Annotated in this window: 20 protein-coding genes and 1 tRNA gene; 12 read left to right on the top strand and 9 right to left on the bottom strand. The window is 65.6% G+C overall.

Features of this window, described 5'->3' with window-relative positions; all coding sequences use genetic code 11:
- Positions 1-278 precede the first annotated feature (278 nt).
- From N2604_RS34930 to N2604_RS34915, 4 genes are all read right to left on the bottom strand, one after another.
- Positions 279-989 carry a TetR/AcrR family transcriptional regulator gene (locus N2604_RS34930; protein WP_260372481.1) on the bottom strand — a complete coding sequence of 237 codons (711 nt, stop codon included), beginning with the start codon at positions 987-989 and terminating at the stop codon, positions 279-281.
- 363 nt (positions 990-1,352) lie between these two features.
- A tRNA-Val gene (locus tag N2604_RS34925) sits at positions 1,353-1,427 on the bottom strand.
- Between the two features lie 159 nt (positions 1,428-1,586).
- The gene (locus N2604_RS34920) at positions 1,587-2,885 is read right to left on the bottom strand and encodes a hypothetical protein (protein WP_260372480.1); all 1,299 of its coding nucleotides are present in this window, start codon (positions 2,883-2,885) and stop codon (positions 1,587-1,589) included.
- A 119-nt stretch (positions 2,886-3,004) separates the two neighbouring features.
- Positions 3,005-3,610, bottom strand: coding sequence for a DUF1134 domain-containing protein (locus N2604_RS34915; protein ID WP_260372479.1), 606 nt, complete (start codon positions 3,608-3,610; stop codon positions 3,005-3,007).
- A gap of 139 nt (positions 3,611-3,749) precedes the next feature.
- Between N2604_RS34915 and N2604_RS34910 the strand changes: the two genes are divergently transcribed.
- A complete protein-coding gene (locus N2604_RS34910) occupies positions 3,750-4,235 on the top strand; it encodes a YHS domain-containing (seleno)protein (protein WP_260372478.1) in 486 nt (161 codons plus the stop codon).
- A gap of 10 nt (positions 4,236-4,245) precedes the next feature.
- Here the strand turns inward: N2604_RS34910 and N2604_RS34905 are convergent, their stop codons facing one another.
- Complete coding sequence (locus N2604_RS34905) at positions 4,246-5,076, bottom strand: 3'(2'),5'-bisphosphate nucleotidase CysQ (RefSeq protein ID WP_260372477.1); 831 nt, start codon at positions 5,074-5,076, stop codon at positions 4,246-4,248.
- Between the two features lie 198 nt (positions 5,077-5,274).
- Between N2604_RS34905 and chpT the strand changes: the two genes are divergently transcribed.
- The 6 genes from chpT to N2604_RS34875 all read left to right on the top strand — a co-directional run bounded on the left by chpT (position 5,275) and on the right by N2604_RS34875 (position 11,989).
- Entirely contained in the window at positions 5,275-5,928 is a 654-nt protein-coding gene (chpT, locus tag N2604_RS34900) for a histidine phosphotransferase ChpT (protein WP_025032044.1), read from the top strand.
- A 198-nt stretch (positions 5,929-6,126) separates the two neighbouring features.
- Positions 6,127-8,919, top strand: a complete 2,793-nt coding sequence (locus tag N2604_RS34895) for a hybrid sensor histidine kinase/response regulator (protein ID WP_260372476.1) — start codon at positions 6,127-6,129, stop codon at positions 8,917-8,919.
- Positions 8,920-8,951: 32 nt separating this feature from the next.
- A complete protein-coding gene (locus tag N2604_RS34890) occupies positions 8,952-9,419 on the top strand; it encodes a chemotaxis protein CheW (RefSeq protein WP_260372475.1) in 468 nt (155 codons plus the stop codon).
- A gap of 63 nt (positions 9,420-9,482) precedes the next feature.
- Positions 9,483-9,848 (top strand): PleD family two-component system response regulator, encoded by a 366-nt coding sequence (locus N2604_RS34885; RefSeq protein ID WP_007600538.1) that lies wholly within the window; start codon positions 9,483-9,485, stop codon positions 9,846-9,848.
- 75 nt (positions 9,849-9,923) lie between these two features.
- Complete coding sequence (locus tag N2604_RS34880; protein WP_260372474.1) at positions 9,924-11,120, top strand: chemotaxis response regulator protein-glutamate methylesterase; 1,197 nt, start codon at positions 9,924-9,926, stop codon at positions 11,118-11,120.
- Positions 11,117-11,989, top strand: coding sequence for a protein-glutamate O-methyltransferase CheR (locus tag N2604_RS34875; RefSeq protein ID WP_260372473.1), 873 nt, complete (start codon positions 11,117-11,119; stop codon positions 11,987-11,989). Before N2604_RS34880 ends, N2604_RS34875 begins: the two co-directional genes overlap by 4 nt.
- Positions 11,990-12,147: 158 nt before the next feature.
- Here N2604_RS34875 and N2604_RS34870 read toward each other — a convergent pair whose 3' ends face one another.
- The 4 genes from N2604_RS34870 to ctrA form a co-directional block, all read right to left on the bottom strand.
- On the bottom strand, positions 12,148-13,308 hold the full coding sequence (locus tag N2604_RS34870; protein WP_260372472.1) for a glutathionylspermidine synthase family protein: 1,161 nt from the start codon (positions 13,306-13,308) through the stop codon (positions 12,148-12,150).
- Positions 13,309-13,310: 2 nt separating this feature from the next.
- Complete coding sequence (locus N2604_RS34865) at positions 13,311-13,703, bottom strand: hypothetical protein (protein WP_260372471.1); 393 nt, start codon at positions 13,701-13,703, stop codon at positions 13,311-13,313.
- Between the two features lies 1 nt (position 13,704).
- Complete coding sequence (locus tag N2604_RS34860; RefSeq protein WP_260372470.1) at positions 13,705-14,109, bottom strand: DUF350 domain-containing protein; 405 nt, start codon at positions 14,107-14,109, stop codon at positions 13,705-13,707.
- Positions 14,110-14,274: 165 nt separating this feature from the next.
- A complete protein-coding gene (ctrA, locus tag N2604_RS34855; RefSeq protein ID WP_016848562.1) occupies positions 14,275-14,976 on the bottom strand; it encodes a response regulator transcription factor CtrA in 702 nt (233 codons plus the stop codon).
- A 434-nt stretch (positions 14,977-15,410) separates the two neighbouring features.
- On the opposite strand from ctrA, the gene fliI reads away from it, so the two are divergent.
- From fliI to N2604_RS34830, 5 genes are all read left to right on the top strand, one after another.
- Complete coding sequence (gene fliI, locus N2604_RS34850; protein ID WP_260372469.1) at positions 15,411-16,736, top strand: flagellar protein export ATPase FliI; 1,326 nt, start codon at positions 15,411-15,413, stop codon at positions 16,734-16,736.
- A gap of 121 nt (positions 16,737-16,857) precedes the next feature.
- On the top strand, positions 16,858-17,277 hold the full coding sequence (gene fliJ, locus N2604_RS34845) for a flagellar export protein FliJ (protein WP_260372468.1): 420 nt from the start codon (positions 16,858-16,860) through the stop codon (positions 17,275-17,277).
- 177 nt (positions 17,278-17,454) lie between these two features.
- On the top strand, positions 17,455-18,000 hold the full coding sequence (locus tag N2604_RS34840; RefSeq protein ID WP_260372467.1) for a sigma-70 family RNA polymerase sigma factor: 546 nt from the start codon (positions 17,455-17,457) through the stop codon (positions 17,998-18,000).
- A gap of 37 nt (positions 18,001-18,037) precedes the next feature.
- Positions 18,038-19,087: an anti-sigma factor domain-containing protein gene (locus N2604_RS34835; protein ID WP_260372466.1), complete on the top strand. Its 1,050-nt coding sequence runs from the start codon at positions 18,038-18,040 to the stop codon at positions 19,085-19,087.
- 225 nt (positions 19,088-19,312) lie between these two features.
- A complete protein-coding gene (locus tag N2604_RS34830; RefSeq protein ID WP_260372465.1) occupies positions 19,313-20,272 on the top strand; it encodes an AraC family transcriptional regulator in 960 nt (319 codons plus the stop codon).
- Positions 20,273-20,339: the final 67 nt, after the last annotated feature.

Here is a 20,339-nt window from a genome sequence, read left to right as displayed (position 1 = left end):
TTCCCTCGCGGCAGGGCGGGGAGCAGCAACATCTCAGGTTGCACTCAGATATAAAACGATCGTTCAAGAGTCTATAACGATCGGTCAAAAAGACGACAGATCAAGTTGGGAGCCCAAGACGTGGAAGTTGGCATCCGCGAGCACACACGCCGGCGCAGGTATGCAGGCGCAGACAATTGCCCGCTCAATAGGCAGAGAGGCGCGCAGGGTACGGGTTCGCGGCCCCCGGTTCAGGGGCAAATGCCTTCGATGCCGACAATTGGCACTGAGCCGGGCGTTCAGCCGGCCTTGGGGTTGGACGCTGCCGTGGCGCCGGCGGCAGAAAACCCGAGCCCGCCGAGCACGAGCTGTACGATCGTGGCTTTGGCTGATTCGTAGTCGGCCTCTTCCAGCTGCCGCTTGCGCTTCATGATGGCCATCTGGCTGGAAAAATCGGCGTAAGCCTGGGTCATGGCCCAGATGCAGAAGAACAGATCGGCCGCGCTGATCGGCCTGATGGCTCCGCGCGCGGCCAGCGCCTCGATCGTTTTGATCTTCTCGTGCAGCAGCGGCGTGGAGACCTTTTCGATAAAATTGCCGATGAAAGGTGCCCCGCTGATGATTTCGTTGGCGTAGATCCGCGACAGATGAGGGTGATCCCGGGAGAAATCGACCTTCCTGTGGATGTAGCGCACGAGAACGGTCTCGATGTCGGTCGTGGCGTCGAGGGACTCCATGTCCCGCGCCCATTTGTTCATCGCCCGTTCGAGGATCGCGCGGTACAGATCCTCCTTGTCCTCGAAGTAGTAATAGATGTGGGCCTTCGCCACGGAAGCCTTCTTGGCGATGAGTGCGGTCGTCGCTCCGCGGAAGCCGAAATGTCCGAACACGAACTCGGCGGCATCGAGAATCTTTTCCTCGATATCCGGGGCCGGCGCAGCGGCCCTGCGGCCGCCCTTCGGCGCGCGGCGGATGCGAAAGTGCGTTTTGTTCGTTGCTTCCGCCGGCATGAGATTTCCGGAAATATGACCGCTCGAGCGGCAGGCTGAATTCAGCTGAGTTACATGACAACCTCCTTGCACGCAATTGGCCCTTAGATCGCGGCCCTGGCCTTCGGTATCAATCGCGAGCATGACGCCGCCGCGCCTCGCCGAGAAGGGCGGAGCAGTCGTTCCATCGCTGCGGAAGGGCCGTTCCTGCCGCGGCTTCGCCCGGCCCGTCAATCGTCGTTTCGGAAAACGCGCAGCGGCATAACCCGTTGATCCGGCTTGGGCCGGCTACTGTGCATGGGGTTGTTTTCGAGTTTTGGAGGAGGCAGCTGCGAGCAGCGGCGGCGCGAGGATCGCCAGTAACTTCTCGCTCAGGGCAATGGATGGTGGGCGCACAAGGGATCGAACCTTGGACCTCTCCCGTGTGAAGGGAACGCTCTCCCGCTGAGCTATGCGCCCGGGACCATCATGCAGGCGGCCGCAACCTTAGGCCGGCCGGCACGTCGGAGCCCGCGATTTAGAAGTGCCGGCCTAAGGTGTCAAGTTTTCAAGGCGTCGCCGGGGCGGAAAACCTCCGGCAGGTCGTGCCGTTCGCAGGGGAAGCCGGATTTTGGCCGGTTAGGCGCCCTGCTGGCGGGCGCGGGAGGCGTGGGCCTGAAGCGCGCGGATGCGCTCGGCGAGCGTTCCGCCGCCTTCGGGCAGGCGGGCCGCAGGAGTGCCGTTGGTTGCGGCGTCGTTGGCCGGGCGCGGCGCCTGCTTCGGCGCCTGGCCGGCCTCGGCCGCGAGCAGCGCCTCGATCGGCGAGTTCGGGCCTTCGAGCTGCATCGCGAGCTTGGCGACTTCGGCCGCTATGTCGTTGATGCGCTCGCGCAGAAGCGCGTTCTCCATGCGCTCGGTCGCCCAGGAACTCTCGGCCTGCTGCTGGATCGCGTTAATGTCGCGCTGAAGCTTGGCGCGCTCGTCGCGCGCGGTGCGCAGCTGCTCCTCCAGCGCGGCCTTTTCCGCGCGCAGCTGCTCCATCGCAGCCGACGACTTGCCGCCGCTGAGGCCCGCGATCTCGACGCGCAGCTCCTTGATGGTGCGCTCGTTGGCCTCGTTGTCCTGGCGCAGCTGGTTGTTTTCGTAGTCGCGCTCGGCGAGCAGCTTGCCCTGCGTGGCGAGGCGTCCCTCGAGATCGGCGACGCGGCCCGACAGCATCTCGGCCTCCTTGACCTGCACGATGAGCTGGCGGTCGAGCTCGGTGACGCGCTGGCTTAGATTCTCGACGCGGCCGCGCGCCTCGTTGAGCTCGCGCGAGGCGGTCTCGGATTCGGTGCGCTCCTGTGCGAGGCGCGCTTGCGTCGCGGCAAATTCCTTCTCGGCATCGCCGACGCGGTGCTTCAAGTCCTCGATCTGCGCCCGCACCGCGACCAGCTCGACCTGGCGGCTCTCCGCCATCATCGAGCGGTCGGACAGTTCGGAGTTGAGCTTGGCGAGCTCGGCCTGCTTGTCGGCCAGCGCGATCTCGGCCTGGCGCAAGGCTTCCGTTTTGGCGCTGAACTCCTCCTCGGTGGCGCGGAGCTGCTCCTTCACCGCCTTCTCGCGCGCCTCCAGCGCGAAGATCGTGGCGTTCTTCTCGCCGAGCTCGATCTTCATGCGGTTGATGGCGTCGCTCTTCTTGCCGAGCTCGGCGAGCTGGCTCGTGGTCTTGTTCTTGAGCTGCTCGACGCTCATCTCGAGCCGGCGGGCCGACATCGCGAACTCGGCGCGGAGCTGGTCCTTGTCGGCCTGGATCTCGGCCATCGACAGCGGGGTGGCGGCCTCGAGCCGGCGCGTGGTCAGGCGCACCGCGCGGTTATGCACCAGCGGCACGATCGCGAGCCCGCACAGCATCGAGAGCAGGAAACCGATCGCCAGGTACATGATCGGTTCTACCATGGGCCAGAACTCCCAAGCTTAAGGAAAAATTCACCAACGACAATGCCATGGCGGGCCGGCAAAAAGCCAGCCCCGCTCTGTCGTTAACCTTGATCGGTGGGCAGTGGGAGGGCGAGCGCCTAGAACGGGTTCCAGGTCGCCCGCGGGGTGTATTTGAGATAGCCGATATTGGCGCCCAGACGCAGGCCGAGCCCGGAGCGGATCGGCACCAGCACGATGTTGTTGGCGGTGAGTGCCGTCATACCGAACCCGCCGATGATGTAGGCCGAGCCGTCGATGCCGGCGAAGCGCTGGTAGATCGCGTTGGTGGCGGGCAGGTTGTAGACCAGCGTCATGGTGCGGGCGCCGTCGCCGCCCCAGTCGAAGCCGAGCGAGGGGCCCTGCCAATAGACGCGCAGGTCGCCGGCATTCTTGGTGTAGAGCGTGCCTTCGCCGTAGCGCAGGCCCGCGACGAAGGCGCCGGAGCCCTCCTCACCCAGGATGTAGCCGTTCGGCAGGCCCCACTGGCTGACCGCCTTCTCGATGATCGAGGCGAGCCCGCGCGAGACGTTGCCGAAGAAGCGATGACCGGCGGTGACGAGCTCGTCCGGCCCATAGGTGTTGGGCGTCGGGGTCCGCTGCGGCGGCGGCAGGTCAGGCGGCGGTGCCTGCTGGGCGGAGGCCGGCACGATCCAGCCGATCATCGCGGCAAGCGCGAGCGCAGCAAGGCGTGATGCGAAAGTCATAAATGAACCCCTGGTACCGAATCCGATCGCTTCCTTAACCTGACGCCAACAGGCACGGCTCTAGGTTGCGCCGGATGTCCCCTCGACTCGGATGTTATCCGCAGCAACTATGACGGCACAACGGCAGGATGATAACCCTTTGCGCCCCGGAATTGCCTTGATCGCCCGCGGCCTCTGTCTGCTGGCGGGCATTTGGATCCTCGGCTCGGGGTGGCCGGCAGGGGCCGCCACCACCGAGCGGATCGTCGTCAACCGCTTCACCGGCGTCGCCATCGAGGGCTTCGACCCCGTCGCCTATTTCGTCGCCGGCGCGGCCGTGCAGGGGACGGCGGAGTTCGAGGCGAACCTCTGGGGGGCGGTCTGGCGCTTCCGGAACGAGGGCAACCGCGCCTCTTTCCTGGCCCATCCCGAGATCTACGGACCGCAATTCGGCGGCTATGATCCGGCCGATATCGCCCGCGGCGTCACCGTTGCCGGCAATCCGCATTTCTTCGCGATCGTGGCGCAGCGGCTTTATTTGTTCAGCCGGGAAGACAATCGCGACGCCTTCGTCGCCGATCCCGAGCGCTTCCTCTACGAGGTGGCCAAGCGCTGGCCGGCCCTGCAGGAGAAGCTCGGCCAGTAAGCGAGCCCGGTCAGTAGCAGCCGACCGTCTGCGGGTCGCCCCAGGCGATGAATTCCGGGATGATGAAGCCGGTATCGCTGCGCTGGCCGAATCGGAGCTCGCCGCCCTTGCCGTCGGTGACCTTGCCGCCGGCCGCGGTGACGACCGCGCAGCCGGCTCCGACGTCCCATTCCGAGGTCGGCCCAAAGCGGGGATAGATGTCGGCGCTGCCTTCCGCAATCCGGCCGAATTTCACGGCCGAGCCGCACGTCATCCTGACGGCATTGGGCCTGTCGGCGATGAACGCCTCGCTTCTGGCATCGCCGTGCGAACGGCTCACTGCGGCGATCCAGGGCTCCCCCCGCGTCGGCAGCTTGCGGGTGCGGATCGGCTCGGCGGCGGCCATCGTCGCGCCGTTGAACCTCACGCGCTCGGCGCCATGGCCGACGATGCCGCGCCAGAGCAGGCCGAGCGCAGGTGCGGAGACGATGCCGAGCAGCGGCACGCCGTCAGTCACCAACGCGAGGTTGACGGTGAACTCGTCGCGCCCGGCGACGAACTCCTTGGTGCCGTCGAGCGGATCGATCAGGAAGAAGCTGCCCTGAAACGGCGGGGAGGTGAGCTGGGTCCGCTCCTCCGACAGCGTCGGAACGTCGCCCGCAAGCTGCGCAAGTCCGTCCGCGATGATGCGGTCGGCGGCAAGGTCGGCCTCGGTCACGGGCGAGCCATCCTGCTTGCCGTCGATCCGCATGGCAGCGCGGTTGACGGCAAGGATCGCCTCGCCCGCCTTCACTACCAGCGCGGTCAGCGGCTCCATCAGGCCAAAGGCGGCCGCTCGGTCAATGATCCACTTCACCTGCATGCCTCATCTGTCGGCAAAATCGTTCCCCGTCCACTGATTCGCCCCCATCGATTCGCTTGGGCTTATGGCCGCCTCGAACCGATCGCAAGCTAGCTGCCGCGGGGTTGCGAATGTTAGAACCCGCAGCATCCGTCAAGCATGCGTGATTCGCGGCGTCCAGCGCCGTGCAATTCCAGGAACCCTCCAGGACCCCATTATATGTCTGACGCTTCGTCGCCCGCGACCGCTACTGCTCCCGATATGCTCGAACTCGCCGCGCTGTTGTGCTCGCGGGTCTGCCACGATCTCATCAGCCCCGTCGGCGCCATCGTCAACGGGCTCGAAGTGCTCGACGACGATCCCAAGCCCGAGGACCGCGAATTCGCGCTCGACCTGATTCGCAAGAGCGCCAAGACGGCCTCCGCGCGGCTCCAGTTCTGCCGCCTTGCCTTCGGCGCGGCCGGCTCCTCCGGCGCGCAGATCGATCTCGGCGATGCCCAGACCATGGCGAAAGGCCATATCGAGGACGGCAAGTGCTCGATCACCTGGAACCTGCCGCGGCTGCTGCTGCCGAAGAACCGAGTCAAGCTGCTGCTCAACATGCTGGTCGTCGCCCAGCACACGATCCCACGCGGCGGCATGCTGACGGTCGATCCGGTCGGCGAGGGCGAGGCGATGAGCTTTCGCATCACCGCGACCGGACACAATGCGCGCCTGCCGCAGAACATCTCCGAGCTCCTGAGCGGCGAGCGCGGCCCGGCTGCGGATGCGCACGCGATCCAGCCTTATTATACGCGGCTGCTCGCGCAGGCCTGCGGGCTCACCGTGACGCTCAAGCCGGAAGGCGAAGCCATCATCGTTACCGCTTCGTAAACGCGAAGCGTCGCTCGCGCAGCGTTAATTCAATCTTTACGAGGCGCTTCGGCTTGTCCGGAGCGCCTTATCTCTTTGTTGGTTCCGTTCTTTTGCACATACTCAACCAATATTAAACGCTTTGCGGTGAAGCTGGCCCCATTCCGAAATGGCGCATCACGCCTCGTGCGCGCCCTTCCTGTATGAAGGCCTGTTTTCATGGATGACCTGTTGCGGGAGTTTCTGACGGAGACCAGCGAGAGCCTGGACACCGTGGACAATCAGCTGGTGAAGTTCGAGCAGGAGCCGAACAACGCCAAGATCCTGGATAACATCTTCCGCCTGGTCCACACCATCAAGGGCACCTGCGGCTTCCTCGGCCTGCCGCGGCTGGAAGCGCTGGCGCATGCCGGCGAGACCTTGATGGGCAAATTCCGTGACGGCATGCCGGTGACCGCCGAGGCGGTGACGGTGATCCTGTCCTCGATCGACCGCATCAAGGAGATTTTGGCTGGGCTGGAGGCAACCGAGGCCGAGCCGGAGGGGAACGACCGCGATCTCATCGACAAGCTGGAGGCGATGGTCGAGCAGGGCATGGCCGCGATGGCCGCAGGTTCAACTCCCGTCGCCGATGCGCCGCCGCTGGCGCCGGAAGCCCCTGTTGCTGCACCCGCCAAGGAGATGACCACGGGCTCGCTGGTCGCGCAGACCCTGGAGCGTCCGCTGCGTCCGGGCGAGGTCTCGCTCGACGAGCTCGAGCGCGCCTTCCGCGAGACCGCGATCGAAGCGCCGGTCCCCGCGCCGGTTGCCAAGGCTGCGATCAAGGCCGAAGCTGCACCTGCGCCCGCCGCTGAGGCCCCTGCCGCCAAGGAAGCCGCAAAGCCGGCCAAGGAGAGGGCCGCGCCGAAGAAGTCGATGGCCGACGAGAGTGCGGGCGAGGGCGAGCGCATCGCCAACCAGTCGATCCGCGTCAACGTGGATACGCTGGAGCACCTGATGACCATGGTCTCCGAGCTGGTCCTGACCCGCAACCAGCTGCTGGAGATCTCCCGCCGCAACGAGGATACCGAGTTCAAGGTGCCCTTGCAGCGCCTCTCCAACGTCACCGCCGAGCTGCAGGAGGGCGTCATGAAGACGCGCATGCAGCCGATCGGCAATGCCTGGCAGAAGCTGCCCCGCATCGTCCGCGACCTCTCATCCGAGCTCGGCAAGCAGATCGAGCTCGAGATGCACGGCGCCGACACCGAGCTCGACCGCCAGGTGCTCGATCTGATCAAGGACCCGCTCACCCACATGGTGCGCAACTCCGCCGATCATGGCCTGGAGACCCCCGCCGAGCGCCTCGCCAGCGGCAAGGGCGAGCAGGGCACCATTCGCCTGTCCGCCTATCACGAGGGCGGCCACATCATCATCTGCATCGCCGACAACGGCAGAGGCCTCAACACCGAGAAGATCAAGGCCAAGGCGCTCTCCTCAGGTCTCGTCACCGAGGCCGAGCTCGAGAAGATGAGCGAAGCCCAAATCCACAAGTTCATCTTCGCGCCGGGCTTCTCCACTGCGGCTGCCATCACCTCGGTCTCGGGCCGCGGCGTCGGCATGGACGTGGTCCGCACCAATATCGACCAGATCGGCGGCACCATCGACATCAAGAGCGTGGCCGGCGAGGGCTCAAGCGTCACCATCAAGATCCCGCTGACGCTCGCCATCGTCTCGGCGCTGATCGTCGAAGCCGCCGGCGACCGCTTCGCCATCCCGCAGCTCTCGGTGGTCGAGCTGGTGCGGGCCCGCGCCAACTCCGAGCACCGCATCGAGCGCATCAAGGACACCGCGGTGCTCAGGTTGCGCAACAAGCTGCTGCCGCTGATCCACCTGAAGAAGCTCCTCAAGATCGACGACGGCGCCGCCTCCGATCCCGAGAACGGCTTTATCGTGGTGACGCAAGTCGGCAGCCAGACTTTTGGCATCGTCGTCGACGGCGTGTTCCACACCGAAGAAATCGTGGTCAAGCCGATGTCGACGAAACTGCGTCACATCGACATGTTCTCCGGCAACACCATTCTGGGCGATGGCGCGGTCATCATGATCATCGACCCCAACGGCATTGCCAAGGCGCTCGGCGCCGCCGGCTCCTCGGCCCATGACATGGGCGACGAGAACGGCGCCCATCACATCGGCTCGGGCGAGCAGACCACCTCGCTGCTCGTGTTCCGCGCCGGCTCGTCGCAGCCCAAGGCGGTTCCGCTTGGCCTCGTCACGCGCCTGGAGGAGCTGCCCGCCGACAAGATCGAGTTCAGTAACGGCCGCTACATGGTGCAGTACCGCGAGCAGCTGATGCCGCTGGTCGCGATGGAAGGCGTCACCATCGCAAGCCAGGGCGCCCAGCCGATCCTGGTGTTCGCCGACGACGGCCGCTCCATGGGCCTCGTCGTCGACGAGATCATCGACATCGTCGAGGAACGGCTCAACATCGAGGTCGGCGGCTCCTCCTCCGGCATCCTCGGCTCGGCCGTGATCAAGGGCCAGGCCACCGAGGTGATCGACGTCGGCCACTTCCTGCCGATGGCGTTCGCCGACTGGTTCACCCGCAAGGAGATGAAGCCGTCGCTGCACTCGCAGTCGGTGCTGCTGGTCGACGACAGCGCGTTCTTCCGCAACATGCTGGCGCCGGTGCTGAAGGCGGCCGGCTACCGCGTCCGCACCGCGCCGACCGCGCAGGAGGGCCTCGCGGCTTTGCGCGCGCAGAGCTTCGACGTGGTCCTGACCGACATCGAGATGCCCGACATGAGCGGGTTCGAGTTCGCCGAAGTGATCCGCTCCGACAACAATCTCGCCGCGATGCCGATCATCGGCCTCTCGGCGCTGGTGTCGCCGGCGGCGATCGAGCGCGGCCGTCAGGCCGGCTTCCACGACTATGTCGCCAAGTTCGACCGTCCCGGTCTGATCGCGGCGCTGAAGGAGCAGACCGCGGGCGCCGCCGGCGCCTCCGAGCTGAGCCGGGCGGCCGCGGCTTGAATCTTAAGCGGGATGGATCAGGAGATAGGCAGATGAGCAAGACCCAATCCAGCGACGGCGCCATGGTCGAGTACGTCACCGCGATGATCGGCGGCCAGCTGTTCGGCCTGCCGATCTCCCGCGTCCAGGACGTGTTCATGCCCGAGCGCGTCACCCGCGTGCCGCTGGCCTCGCGCGAGATCGCGGGCGTCTTGAACCTGCGCGGCCGCATCGTCACCGTGGTCGACATGCGCTCGCGCCTCGGCCTGCCCAAGGACGAGGACGGCAAGACGGCGATGGCGGTCGGCGTCGACCTGCGCGGCGAATCCTACGGCCTCTTGATCGACCAGATCGGCGAGGTGCTGCGCCTGCCCGAGGACGGCAAGGAAGAAAACCCCGTCAACCTCGACCCCCGCATGGCCAAGCTCGCCGGCGGCGTCCACCGCCTCGACGGCCAGCTCATGGTCGTCCTCGACGTCGACCGCGTCCTCGAGCTCGCGCCCGAGATGATGGCGGCCTGATACGGCGGCATTGCCGCCGAGGATCTAAGTGCCCCGCAAAGGGGGAAGGAAGCAGAGGTTCACATGCGAACTTGTCTCGTCGTTGATGATTCCAGCGTCATCCGAAAGGTTGCGCGCCGGATCCTGGAGGGGCTCGACTTCCAGATCCTCGAGGCCGAGGACGGTGAGAAGGCGCTGGAGGCCTGCAAGCGCGGCCTGCCCGATGCGGTGCTGCTCGACTGGAACATGCCGGTCATGGATGGCTACGAGTTCCTCGGCCATCTCAGGCGCATGCCCGGCGGCGACCAGCCCAAGGTGGTGTTCTGCACCACCGAGAACGACGTCGCGCATATCGCGCGCGCGCTGCACGCCGGCGCCAACGAGTACATCATGAAGCCGTTCGACAAGGACATCGTGACGGCGAAATTTCAGGAAGTCGGCCTGATCTGAGCGATCGCCCGGAGGCTGAACGGATCCTTCGGCGCTTGTTTTCAACTGAACCGTTTCAGTCTGAGTTGGTGAGTAATGAGTGTTGCGTTCGCAGGTAATTCGACCACGGGCACGTCGCGCGAAGCCGGGCCGCTGCGGGTGATGATCGTCGACGACTCCGTCGTCATCCGCGGTCTGATCTCGCGCTGGATCGGTGCCGAGCACGACATGGAGGTCGCGGCGTCGCTGCGCACCGGGCTCGAGGCGGTCAACCAGCTCGATCGCATCAATCCCGACGTTGCCGTGCTCGACATCGAAATGCCCGAGCTCGATGGCCTCTCGGCACTGCCGCAACTGCTCGCGAAGAAGCGCGACCTCGTCATCATCATGGCTTCGACGCTGACCCGCCGCAACGCGGAGATCAGCTTCAAGGCGTTGTCGCTCGGTGCGGCCGATTACATTCCCAAGCCGGAATCGACGCGTGAAGCGTCGGCCGCGGACATTTTCCATCACGACCTGATCCAGAAGATCCGCCATCTCGGCGCGCGGCTGCGTCGCAAGTCTGCGGTTGCGAGCCCGCCGCTGGCGCCCGCGAGCCCGGCTCCCGTCGCACGCGGTCCTGTCGCGCGGCCTGCCGTGCCTGCGCCCGCTCCGGCCGTGCATGTCCCGTCGTCAGGTTCGCTCGCGACACGTCCGTTCTCGACCCAGGCGCCCAAGGTGCTGCTGATCGGCTCCTCGACCGGCGGTCCTCAGGCGCTGATGGCGCTCGTCACCGAGCTCGGCCCCGTGATCGATCGCTTCCCGGTGCTGATCACCCAGCACATGCCGCCGACCTTCACCACCATCCTGGCCGAGCATCTGGCGCGCTCGAGCCGCCGGCCGGCGGCCGAGGCGGTCGACGGTGAGCCGGTGAAGCCGGGACGGATTTACCTCGCACCGGGCGGCAAGCACATGCGCGTCGCGCGCAGCGGCGCTGATCCGGTGATCGCGCTCGACGACGGCCCCGCCGTCAACTTCTGCAAGCCTGCGGTCGATCCGCTCTTCACCTCCGCCATCGACGTCTGGCACGGCAACATCCTCTCGGTGATCCTGACCGGCATGGGCTCGGACGGCATGCGCGGCGGCAAGGACATCGTCGCGGCCGGCGGCAGCGTGATCGCGCAGGACGAAGCCTCCAGCGTGGTCTGGGGCATGCCGGGCGCGGCGGCCAACGCCGGCATCTGCGCGGCGATCCTGCCGCTCAACCAGATCGGCGCCAAGGTCAACCGCCTGTTCGCGGGAGACCGCTCGTGACACCTGCAGATTACGACTATCTGCGCAAGTTCCTGAAAGAGCGCTCCGGTCTCGATCTCTCCGCCGACAAGCAATATCTGGTCGAGAGCCGGCTGCTGCCGCTCGCCCGCAAGGCAAGCCTTCCCGGCATCCCCGATCTCGTTCTGAAGATCAGGAACGGCGACGGCCGGCTTGCGACCGACGTGGTCGAAGCGATGACCACCAACGAGACGTTCTTCTACCGCGACAAGATTCCGTTCGATCACCTGCGCGACACCATCCTGCCGGGCCTGATCCAGGCGCGCGCTGCGCGCAGGTCGCTTCGCATCTGGTCGGCGGCCTCCTCGACCGGGCAGGAGCCCTATTCGATCGCGATGTGCGTGAAGGAGATGGGCTCAGCTCTCGCCGGCTGGCGCATCGAGATCGTCGCCACCGACCTGTCGCAGGAGGTGCTGGAGAAATCCAAGGCCGGAATCTACAGCCAGTTCGAGGTGCAGCGCGGCCTGCCGATCCACCATCTGGTGAAATACTTCACGCAAACCGGCGAGCTCTGGCAGCTCAATGCCGATATTCGCGCCATGGTGCAGTTCCGCCAGCTCAATCTGTTGCAGGATTTCTCTCATCTCGGCACGTTCGACGTGATTTTCTGCCGCAACGTGCTGATCTATTTCGACCAGGACACCAAGGCGGTGATTTTCGAGCGCATGACGGAGGCGATGGAGGCGGACGGCACGCTGCTGCTTGGCGCCGCCGAATCCGTCGTCGGCATCACGGACGCGCTCCGCCCCGTCGCCGATCGCCGCGGTCTCTATCAGCTCAACCCCGCGCGCTCCGGCCGTCCGATGGGCGGATTGATTCCACCGTCGTTGAAGATCGCCGCAGCAAGGTGAGATGCTTTTTCACCCTCTCCCCTTGTGGGAGAGGGTGGCTTCGCGAAAGCGAAGCCGGGTGAGGGGTCTCTATCCTCACGAGCATTCTTGCGAGCCGAGAGAACCCCTCATCCGGCGCTTCGCGCCACCTTCTCCCACAAGGGGAGAAGGAAAAAATCTCACAAAATCGCATGCGGCAGAAACCGCGAGCGGTTGCCCGTGATCGGGCTCTCGTCCTCGCGGATCGATAGCCCGCAAGGCTCGTGGTTCACCAGCCAGCTTCCGATGACCGGATAGAAGCCCGAAAAGTTCGGCAGCGGTGACAATGCCTGGCGCACGAAACCTTCGGCGCCGTAAGGCCCTGCCTGCTCGTCGAGCGGCAGGCCGCCGGAGACCAGCGTGACATTGGCGCCTTCGCGCGACAGCAGCGGCTTGCGCACATAGGAGGTGCCGAGCGCGGCTGCGTGCGGATCGTCCTCGAAGAAGGCCGGCAGCAGATTGGGATGGTTCGGAAACATCTCCCAGAGCAGCGGCAAGATGCCCTTGTTGGAGAGCACCGCCTTCCACGGTGGCTCGATCCAGCGCGTCGGCGCATCCTTGAGCTTTGCGCCGAAGGCGTCCTGGAACATCCATTCCCAGGGATAGAGCTTGAAGGCGAGCGCGATGTCGTTCTCGTCGAGATCGACGAAGCCGCCGGCCTCGTCGCGCCAGCCGACCTGCTCGATATCGAGCAGCGTCGTCGAGAGTCCGGCCTGGCGCGCGGTGTCTTCGAGATAAGCGAGCGTGCCGGCGTCTTCCTCGTTGCCGGTGATGCCGGTGAGATGGACGTGGCGGCCGCCGGCGATCTCCTTCCACGCCGCGATCAGCCGCTCATGGATGGAGTTGAACTGATCGGCACGCGAGGGGACGACGCGGCGTTCGATCGCCTGCTCGAGCCAGGTCCATTGAAACACCGCGGCCTCGAAGATCGAGGTCGGCGTATCCGCGTTGTATTCGAGCAGCTTTGCCGGCGACTTGCCGTCGAACCTCAGATCGAGCCGGCCATAGAGGCTGCGATCGTCGCGCTTCCAGCTCTCGGCGATCAGGCCCCAGAACGCTTCCGGAATCTTCAACCGCCGCAAGGAGCGCTCGTCGCCGATGACGCGGCCGGCAAGCTCAAGGCACATCGCGTCGATCTCGCCGGTCGGCGCCTCGATGCCGCGCTCGATCTCATCCAGCGTGAAGCCGTAATAGGCGCGCTCGTCCCAATAGCGCTCGCCGTCGATGGTGTGGAAGACGAAGCCGCATTGCGCCGCGGTCTCTCGCCAATCGTTGCGCTCGAGGCAGGTGATGCGCTGCATGGTCAACCGCCGCCCGAGAAGCCATGGCCGAACGAGCCGAAGCCGCCACGGCTCACGCTGCTGTGGCCGGAATCCGACGACGTGCCCGACGAGGAATGGCTGGAGGAATCACTGCTGTAGAAGCTCGATCGCGACGATGAGCCCGAGCCGCCGCTGCCGCCCGAGGAACTGCTTCTGCTGCTGCACGCGGTGCTCGTCTGCACCGTTGGATCCGCGTCGGGCGAGGGCTCGCAATTCTGCCGCGGCATCAAGGTGTAGGCGGTGGTGCCGACGGCGATCGTGCCCATCACCAGCAGCGCGACATGGCCGGAGCGCTTCACCGGCGGACGCGGGGGCGGCGGCTCGGCCACCGGCCGGCGCTTGCCGAACTCCTTCTTGGCGGGTTTGTCGGCCATGTCAGTAGATCATGCTGGCGGCGTTGAGCAGCCCCGCGGCGAGCGAGGACAGGCCGAGCCAGATCGCCGGAGCAAGCTCGCCGGCGGAGATCCGCTCCGAGAGGCTGGGGACCGGCACCTTGACGAGGAAGAACACGATGACCTGCACGATCAGCGCGATCGTCGCCCAGATCAGGCAGTCCAGCACGTTGGCCGAATGCGCGATGGCGCTGACCAGCGGCGCCACGAAGCCGAGCAGGCTGAGCCCGAGCGCGATCGCGGCGGCCGGTTCGTTGTCGCGGATGAGCTGGAACTCGTTATGGGCGGTGATGCGGGTATAGACGAACAGATAGGCCACGATCGCGATCAACCCGGTGCAGAAATAGACCAGGAAGGCGGGCAGGCCGGCGAGTGATTGCAGGATCATCGTTCCCCCATCGTGCAGCGACCATTCGTCGGCAGGGGAAGGCTAGTGGTTCAAACGTTAAGCTTCCAATGAAGCGTCACCCCAAAAACGAAAACCCCGCCATTTGCGGCGGGGTCCAGGCTGGGAGGAGCGAGCCTGACTGGACTCGCGACCTAACCCTTAAGATCAGGCGGGGATGCGCTCGTCGGCCTCGTGCGGCTCGCGCAGCACGTAGCCGCGGCCCCAGACGGTCTCGATGAAGTTGCGGCCTTCGGAGGCGTTGGCGAGCTTCTTGCGGAGCTTGCAGATGAAGACGTCGATGATCTTCAGCTCGGGCTCGTCCATGCCGCCATAGAGGTGGTTGAGGAACATTTCCTTGGTGAGCGTCGTGCCCTTGCGGAGCGAGAGGAGCTCCAGCATCTGATATTCCTTGCCGGTCAGATGCACGCGCTGGCCGCCGACTTCCACCGTCTTGGTGTCGAGGTTGACGACGAGGTCGCCGGTCTGGATGACCGACTGGGCATGGCCCTTGGAGCGGCGCACGATCGCGTGGATGCGGGCCACCAGCTCGTCCTTGTGGAACGGCTTGGTCATGTAGTCGTCGGCGCCGACGCCGAGACCCTTGACCTTGTCCTCGATGCCGGCGAGGCCGGAGAGGATCAGAATCGGTGTCTTGATCTTGGAGACCCGGAGCTGCTTGAGCACGTCGTAGCCGGACATGTCGGGTAGGTTGAGGTCGAGGAGAATAATGTCGTAATCGTATAGTTTACCGAGATCGACGCCTTCTTCCCCCAAATCGGTCGTGTAGACGTTGAAGCTCTCCGACTTCAGCATCAGCTCGATCGACTGCGCGACGGCGCTGTCATCTTCAATCAGCAAAACGCGCATGCCAGTTCCCCATAGTCGCCGCTCCTGGGCGTCAGGTCGGCCGCATTCGCGGCACTCAACAAAACGCCTTTGAACAACTGATTCGGATCCTGACAACAGATGGTTAACAAAGTCTGATTCTGGAACGCAAGTCCCCCCGGTGCAATTTTTGTCGAATCGCCCTAAGGTCTTGCGGGAGAAGCAGCTTTTGTTACCCGATTCCGTTCAAGCTCCACTTTAAGAGACGGGCCTAACCGACTCCCGCGACTCAGCCTTCTTCTGAAGGGGAGTCACGCTCAGTCTCAAAGACAGTGACGCAATGATTAATGATGCGGGTAAACACGAAGTTAAGCGCCGTTCAGAAATATGGCGAAACTTAAGGTTTTCATCGTGATGTCCCGGGATCACCGAAGGCGACCATCTCATGAGGACCCTCATATGAAGGCGCGCTGCTGATGAAGGCTCTGGCCGAGCAGATCGGCGACATCGACGGCATCAACATCTATGGCCGCGTCGTCGGCGTTCGCGGCCTGATGGTCGAGGTGGCCGGTCCTATACACGCGATGTCGGTCGGCGCGCGGCTCGTGATCGAGACCGGCGCCAACCGCACCATTCCGTGCGAGGTGATCGGCTTCTCCGGCAACAATGCCGTGGTGATGCCGTTCGCCGGCCTCGAGGGCGTGCGGCGCGGCTGCAAGGCGGTCATCGCCAATGCCGCCAATCAGGTGAGGCCATCCGCGGCCTGGCTCGGCCGGGTCGTCAATGCGCTGGGCGAGCCGATCGACGGCAAGGGTCCGCTGCCGCAGGGCTCTTCGCCGATGCCGTTCCGCAATACGCCGCCGCCTGCACATTCGCGCAAGCGCGTCGGCAGCCCGCTCGATCTCGGCGTGCGCGCCATGAACACGTTCCTCACCTGCTGCCGCGGTCAGCGCATGGGCATCTTCGCAGGCTCCGGCGTCGGCAAGTCGGTGCTGCTGTCGATGCTGGCGCGCAACGTCGATGCCGATGTCAGTGTCATCGGGCTGATCGGCGAACGCGGCCGCGAGGTGCAGGAGTTCCTGCAGGATGATCTCGGCGAGGAGGGCCTTGCGCGCTCGGTCGTGGTGGTCGCGACCTCCGACGAGCCGGCGCTGATGCGCCGCCAGGCGGCGTACCTCACGCTCGCGGTCGCCGAGTATTTTCGCGACGAGGACAAGGACGTGCTCTGCCTGATGGACTCGGTGACGCGCTTTGCCATGGCCCAGCGCGAGATCGGCCTGTCCGCCGGCGAGCCGCCGACCGCCAAGGGCTACACCCCGACCGTCTTCACCGAGCTGCCGAAGCTCTTGGAGCGCGCCGGGCCGGGATTGGGCGAGGGCGCCATCACCGCGATCTTCACGGTGCTGGTCGACGGCGACGACCATAATGAGCCGATCGCCGATGCCGTCCGCGGCATCCTCGACGGCCATATCGTGATGCAGCGCTCGATCGCCGAGCGCGGCCGCTACCCCGCGATCAACATCCTCAAATCCGTCTCGCGCACGATGCCGAAATCGGCCGATCCGCAGTTCTGGCCGCTCATCCAGAAGGCGCGCCAGGTGATGGCGACCTATGCCGACATGGAGGAATTGATCCGTCTCGGCGCCTACCGCGCCGGCTCCAGTCCGGAGGTCGACGAGGCGATCCGCCTGAACGAGCCGCTGGAAGCCTTCCTGCGCCAGCGCAAGGACGAAAAGGCATCACTCGCGGAGGGCTATCGCCAATTGGCGCAAATCCTCGGCAATTTGGAAACGGAACGCTAACTTTGTCCGGTCATCATCCGATCCCACAGAGTAGCAGAGCCGGTCTGGGCCCCCTTCGGGCCCGTGGGGTGACCGGTATCGTCCCACGTGCAGCGGGGGGACTTCTGGGGAGTACGAGTCGATGAAGTCACGAGATACCCTCATCCGCCTGAAGAAATTTCAGGTCGACGAGAAGCGCCGCCGGGTCACCCAGATCGAGACCATGATCGCCGACTTCCAGCGCATGTCGGTCGATCTCGAACGCGAGATCCAGACCGAGCAGGAGCGCGCCGGGATCAACGATCCCTCGCACTTCGCCTACCCGACCTACGCCAAAGCCGCGATCCAGCGCCGTGAGAACCTGACCCGTTCGGCCGACGAGCTCAAGGGCCAGCTCGAGGAAGCCAAGGCCGCACTGGCCGAGGCCTTCGAGGAGCTGAAGAAGGTCGAGCTGCTCGACGAGCGCGACCAGGCCCGCGAGCGCTCCGAGGAGAACGCCCGCGAGCAGGCCGACCTCGACAGCATCGGCCTGATGCGTGCCCGCATCGGCGCCGTCGCCTGAGCCGCTAGCGCCAGACCATCCAGGAATTCCAGAACCCGGACCCGCAAGGTCCGGGTTTTCGCATGTGCTGTCCACAGTGTGGCGCCGCGCCCCTTGGTGGTCGGCTTGGCCGCGCGCTATGGTGGTGCGGCGCCGGGGCTTGCGCGGAACGCGACGGCCCGCGTGTTGGGGGGCTGAATGCTGACGCCAGCAGAGCTGGTCGGGTTGATTGAGGCGGTGGCAAAGGGCGATCAGGCCGCGTTCGAGCGCCTCTACGCCGCCACGCGCGCGAAACTCTATGGCGTCGTGCTCCGTATCTTGCGCAGACAGGATCTCGCGGAGGAGGTCATTCAGGAGACTTACGTCAAGATCTGGAACAGCGCCGGCCAGTTCAATCCGGCCCTGTCGTCGCCGATCACGTGGATGGCCTCGATCGCGCGCAACCGGGCGATCGACATCGTCCGCAAGAAGTCGGAAACCTCCATCGAGGAAGAGCCTCAGGCGATGGAGGTTGCGGCCGAAAGTCCCGATCCGCTGGCGCGCCGCGAGATGACCGAGGAGCTGAAGCGGCTCCTGGAATGCATCGGCCGGCTCGAGCCGGACCGTCAGAGGCTCGTGCTGCTCGCCTATTACAACGGCTGGAGCCGCGAGCAATTGGCGGAGAAATTCGCCGCGCCCGTCAACACGGTGAAGACGTGGCTGCGGCGCAGCATGCTGGATATCCGGGAGTGCCTTGGACTGTGATCGCTTGGATGATGAGGGTGGTTCTGGACTGCAATTGATGGCCTATACGGAGGACCATATCGCGCTCGCCGCGGAATACGCGCTCGGCACGCTCGGCGCCGACGAGCGCGCGCAGGTCGAGACCATGATGGCGGTGGACCCGGCGTTCGCCGAGGTCGTGCAGGCCTGGGCCTATCGGCTCGGTGCGCTCAACCAGATGGTCGGCTCGGTCGAGCCGCGGCCGATCGTGTGGGAGAACATCAGGGCGGAGATCGCGCGCACGGCCGCCGCGCAGGAGCAGCCCGCGCGCGCCGAGGCTTCGGCGCCGCCACCGCCGCCCGTGCCCGACTCGTTCTCGCTGGGAGCTGCGGAGCCTCCGCCCGAGAGCTCGCAGCCGCCGGAGATGCTGCATCCAGAAGCCGGGCCAATTGAGGCGCCGCGTCCCGAGCCTGATGCTCTTCCGGACATCGCGCCGCAATTCATCCCGCAAGTCCATGCTCCGGATGCCAACGTCGTCCGTGCGCCCCAGGCGCCGCTCGCCGACGACAGCAACGTGATTCGTCTCGAGGGCCGGGTGAAGCGCTGGCGCAACCTCGCATCCGTCCTCGGTGCGCTCGCGGCCGCGCTGCTCGTGACGCTGTCGCTGCAGATCTTCCTGCCCGAGGCGCTGCCGGGCGCCTTGCGTCCCGCGCCGCGCATCCAGACGGTCGAGGTGAAGACGCCGGCCGCGCCGCTCGCCGCCTCCGCGCAATATGTCGCGCTGCTGCAGGGCCAGGGCGGCGGCCCCGCCTTCATCATGACCATCGACGGCGCGACGCGGAATTTCACGGTGCGAAAGGTCGGCGCGACACCGGAGCCCGGCAAGAGCTTCGAGCTCTGGCTGATCTCGGACAAGCTGCCGCGCCCGCGCTCGCTCGGCGTGATCGGCGCCAGCGATTTCACCGCGCGTCCGCTGCTCGCCTCCTACGATGCCGAGGTCGTCAACGGCGCCACCTACGCCGTCACCGTCGAGCAGGCCGGCGGCTCGCCGAACGGCCAGCCGACCTCCGCCCCGGTGTTTTCCGGAAAGCTGATCGAGACGGTGCCGCCGGCGCCAGCGAAAAACTAAGTGCGTAGCCCGGATGGAGCGAAAGCGTAATCCGGGACCACTGTCCCGCATTCCGCTTTGCTCCATGCGGGCTTCAGGGGCGCCTTGCTGTCGCCACGGTCCACCTCGCCGTCGCATTCCGACAAGTGCCCCTGAATCCGCCCCCGATTTGAACCTCCGCTCAGTCCGCGGCGTCAAATTTCCGGAATTTGAACGCGGTGATGCCGGAAAGGGCGAGAAAATCGAATGGATGCAGCGAGAACGCCGGGCATCTTCCTTCACCAATATGCCGGCCTGCCGCACGGTCCGGCATTCGAACAATGGCGCGAGCGGGCGGTCGGTCCCTGCGGCCTCGATATCGGCCCGAGCCGTGGCGACAGCATCGATTGCCGGCTGCAGATCAGCGTCGTCGACAACATCACGCTCGCGATTCCGGAAGGCGCTTCGGCGCAATATTCCCGCACGCAGAGCCATCTTGCCGACGGCAGCGACGATCTCGTGCTGATAGCGGCCCATGCGGGGCTCGTCCGCGTCGGGCAGAACGGCCACACCGTCGAGCTGGCGCCCGCCCAGATGGTGCTGGTCGACATGAGCGTGACCGGGACCGTCGGCCACACCGAGATAGACCGCTTCACCACCATTCGCATGCCGCGCCGTGCGCTGCTCGACATCAGTCCGCGCGCCGAGGACAAGCTCTCGCAGGTGCTCATCGACGGCGCGGTCGCCGAGACCATCTTCCGCTACCACGCGCTCGCCGCCAATCACGCGCCGCATCTCGATGCCGTCGGCCAGCGCCTGACCGCGCAGCACATGGTCGATCTCGTCGGTCTCCTGCTCGGCACCGATGCCGAGCATGCAAGCCGCGCACGCGGGCGGGGGCAGGCGGCGGTGCGCCTCGATCTCATGCGCGCCGACGTGATGGCCGCGCTCGGCCGCAACGATCTCTGCCTCGCCGAAGTTGCGACGCGCTCTGGCTTGAGCCCGCGCCAGGCCCAGCGCCTGTTCGAACAGTCCGGCACGACCTTCACCGAATTCGTGCTGGAGCAGCGCCTGCTCCATGCGCGCAAGCTGCTCGGCGATCCCCGCGCCAGGATGCGCAAGATCAGCGACATCGCACATTCCTCCGGCTTCTCCGATCTGTCCTATTTCAACCGCGCCTTCCGCAAGCGTTTTGGCGCGACGCCCTCGGAGCTGCGCGAGGCGTAGATCGCAGGTTCGTAGGATGGGTAGAGCCGTTGCGAAGCCCATCGTCTCGTTCGGCTGAAGTGATGGG

The organism is Bradyrhizobium sp. CB1015, from assembly GCF_025200925.1.
Lineage (GTDB): Bacteria > Pseudomonadota > Alphaproteobacteria > Rhizobiales > Xanthobacteraceae > Bradyrhizobium.
Note: the sequence above shows the minus strand (reverse complement) of the source record. Positions and strands in the feature narration are given on the sequence as shown.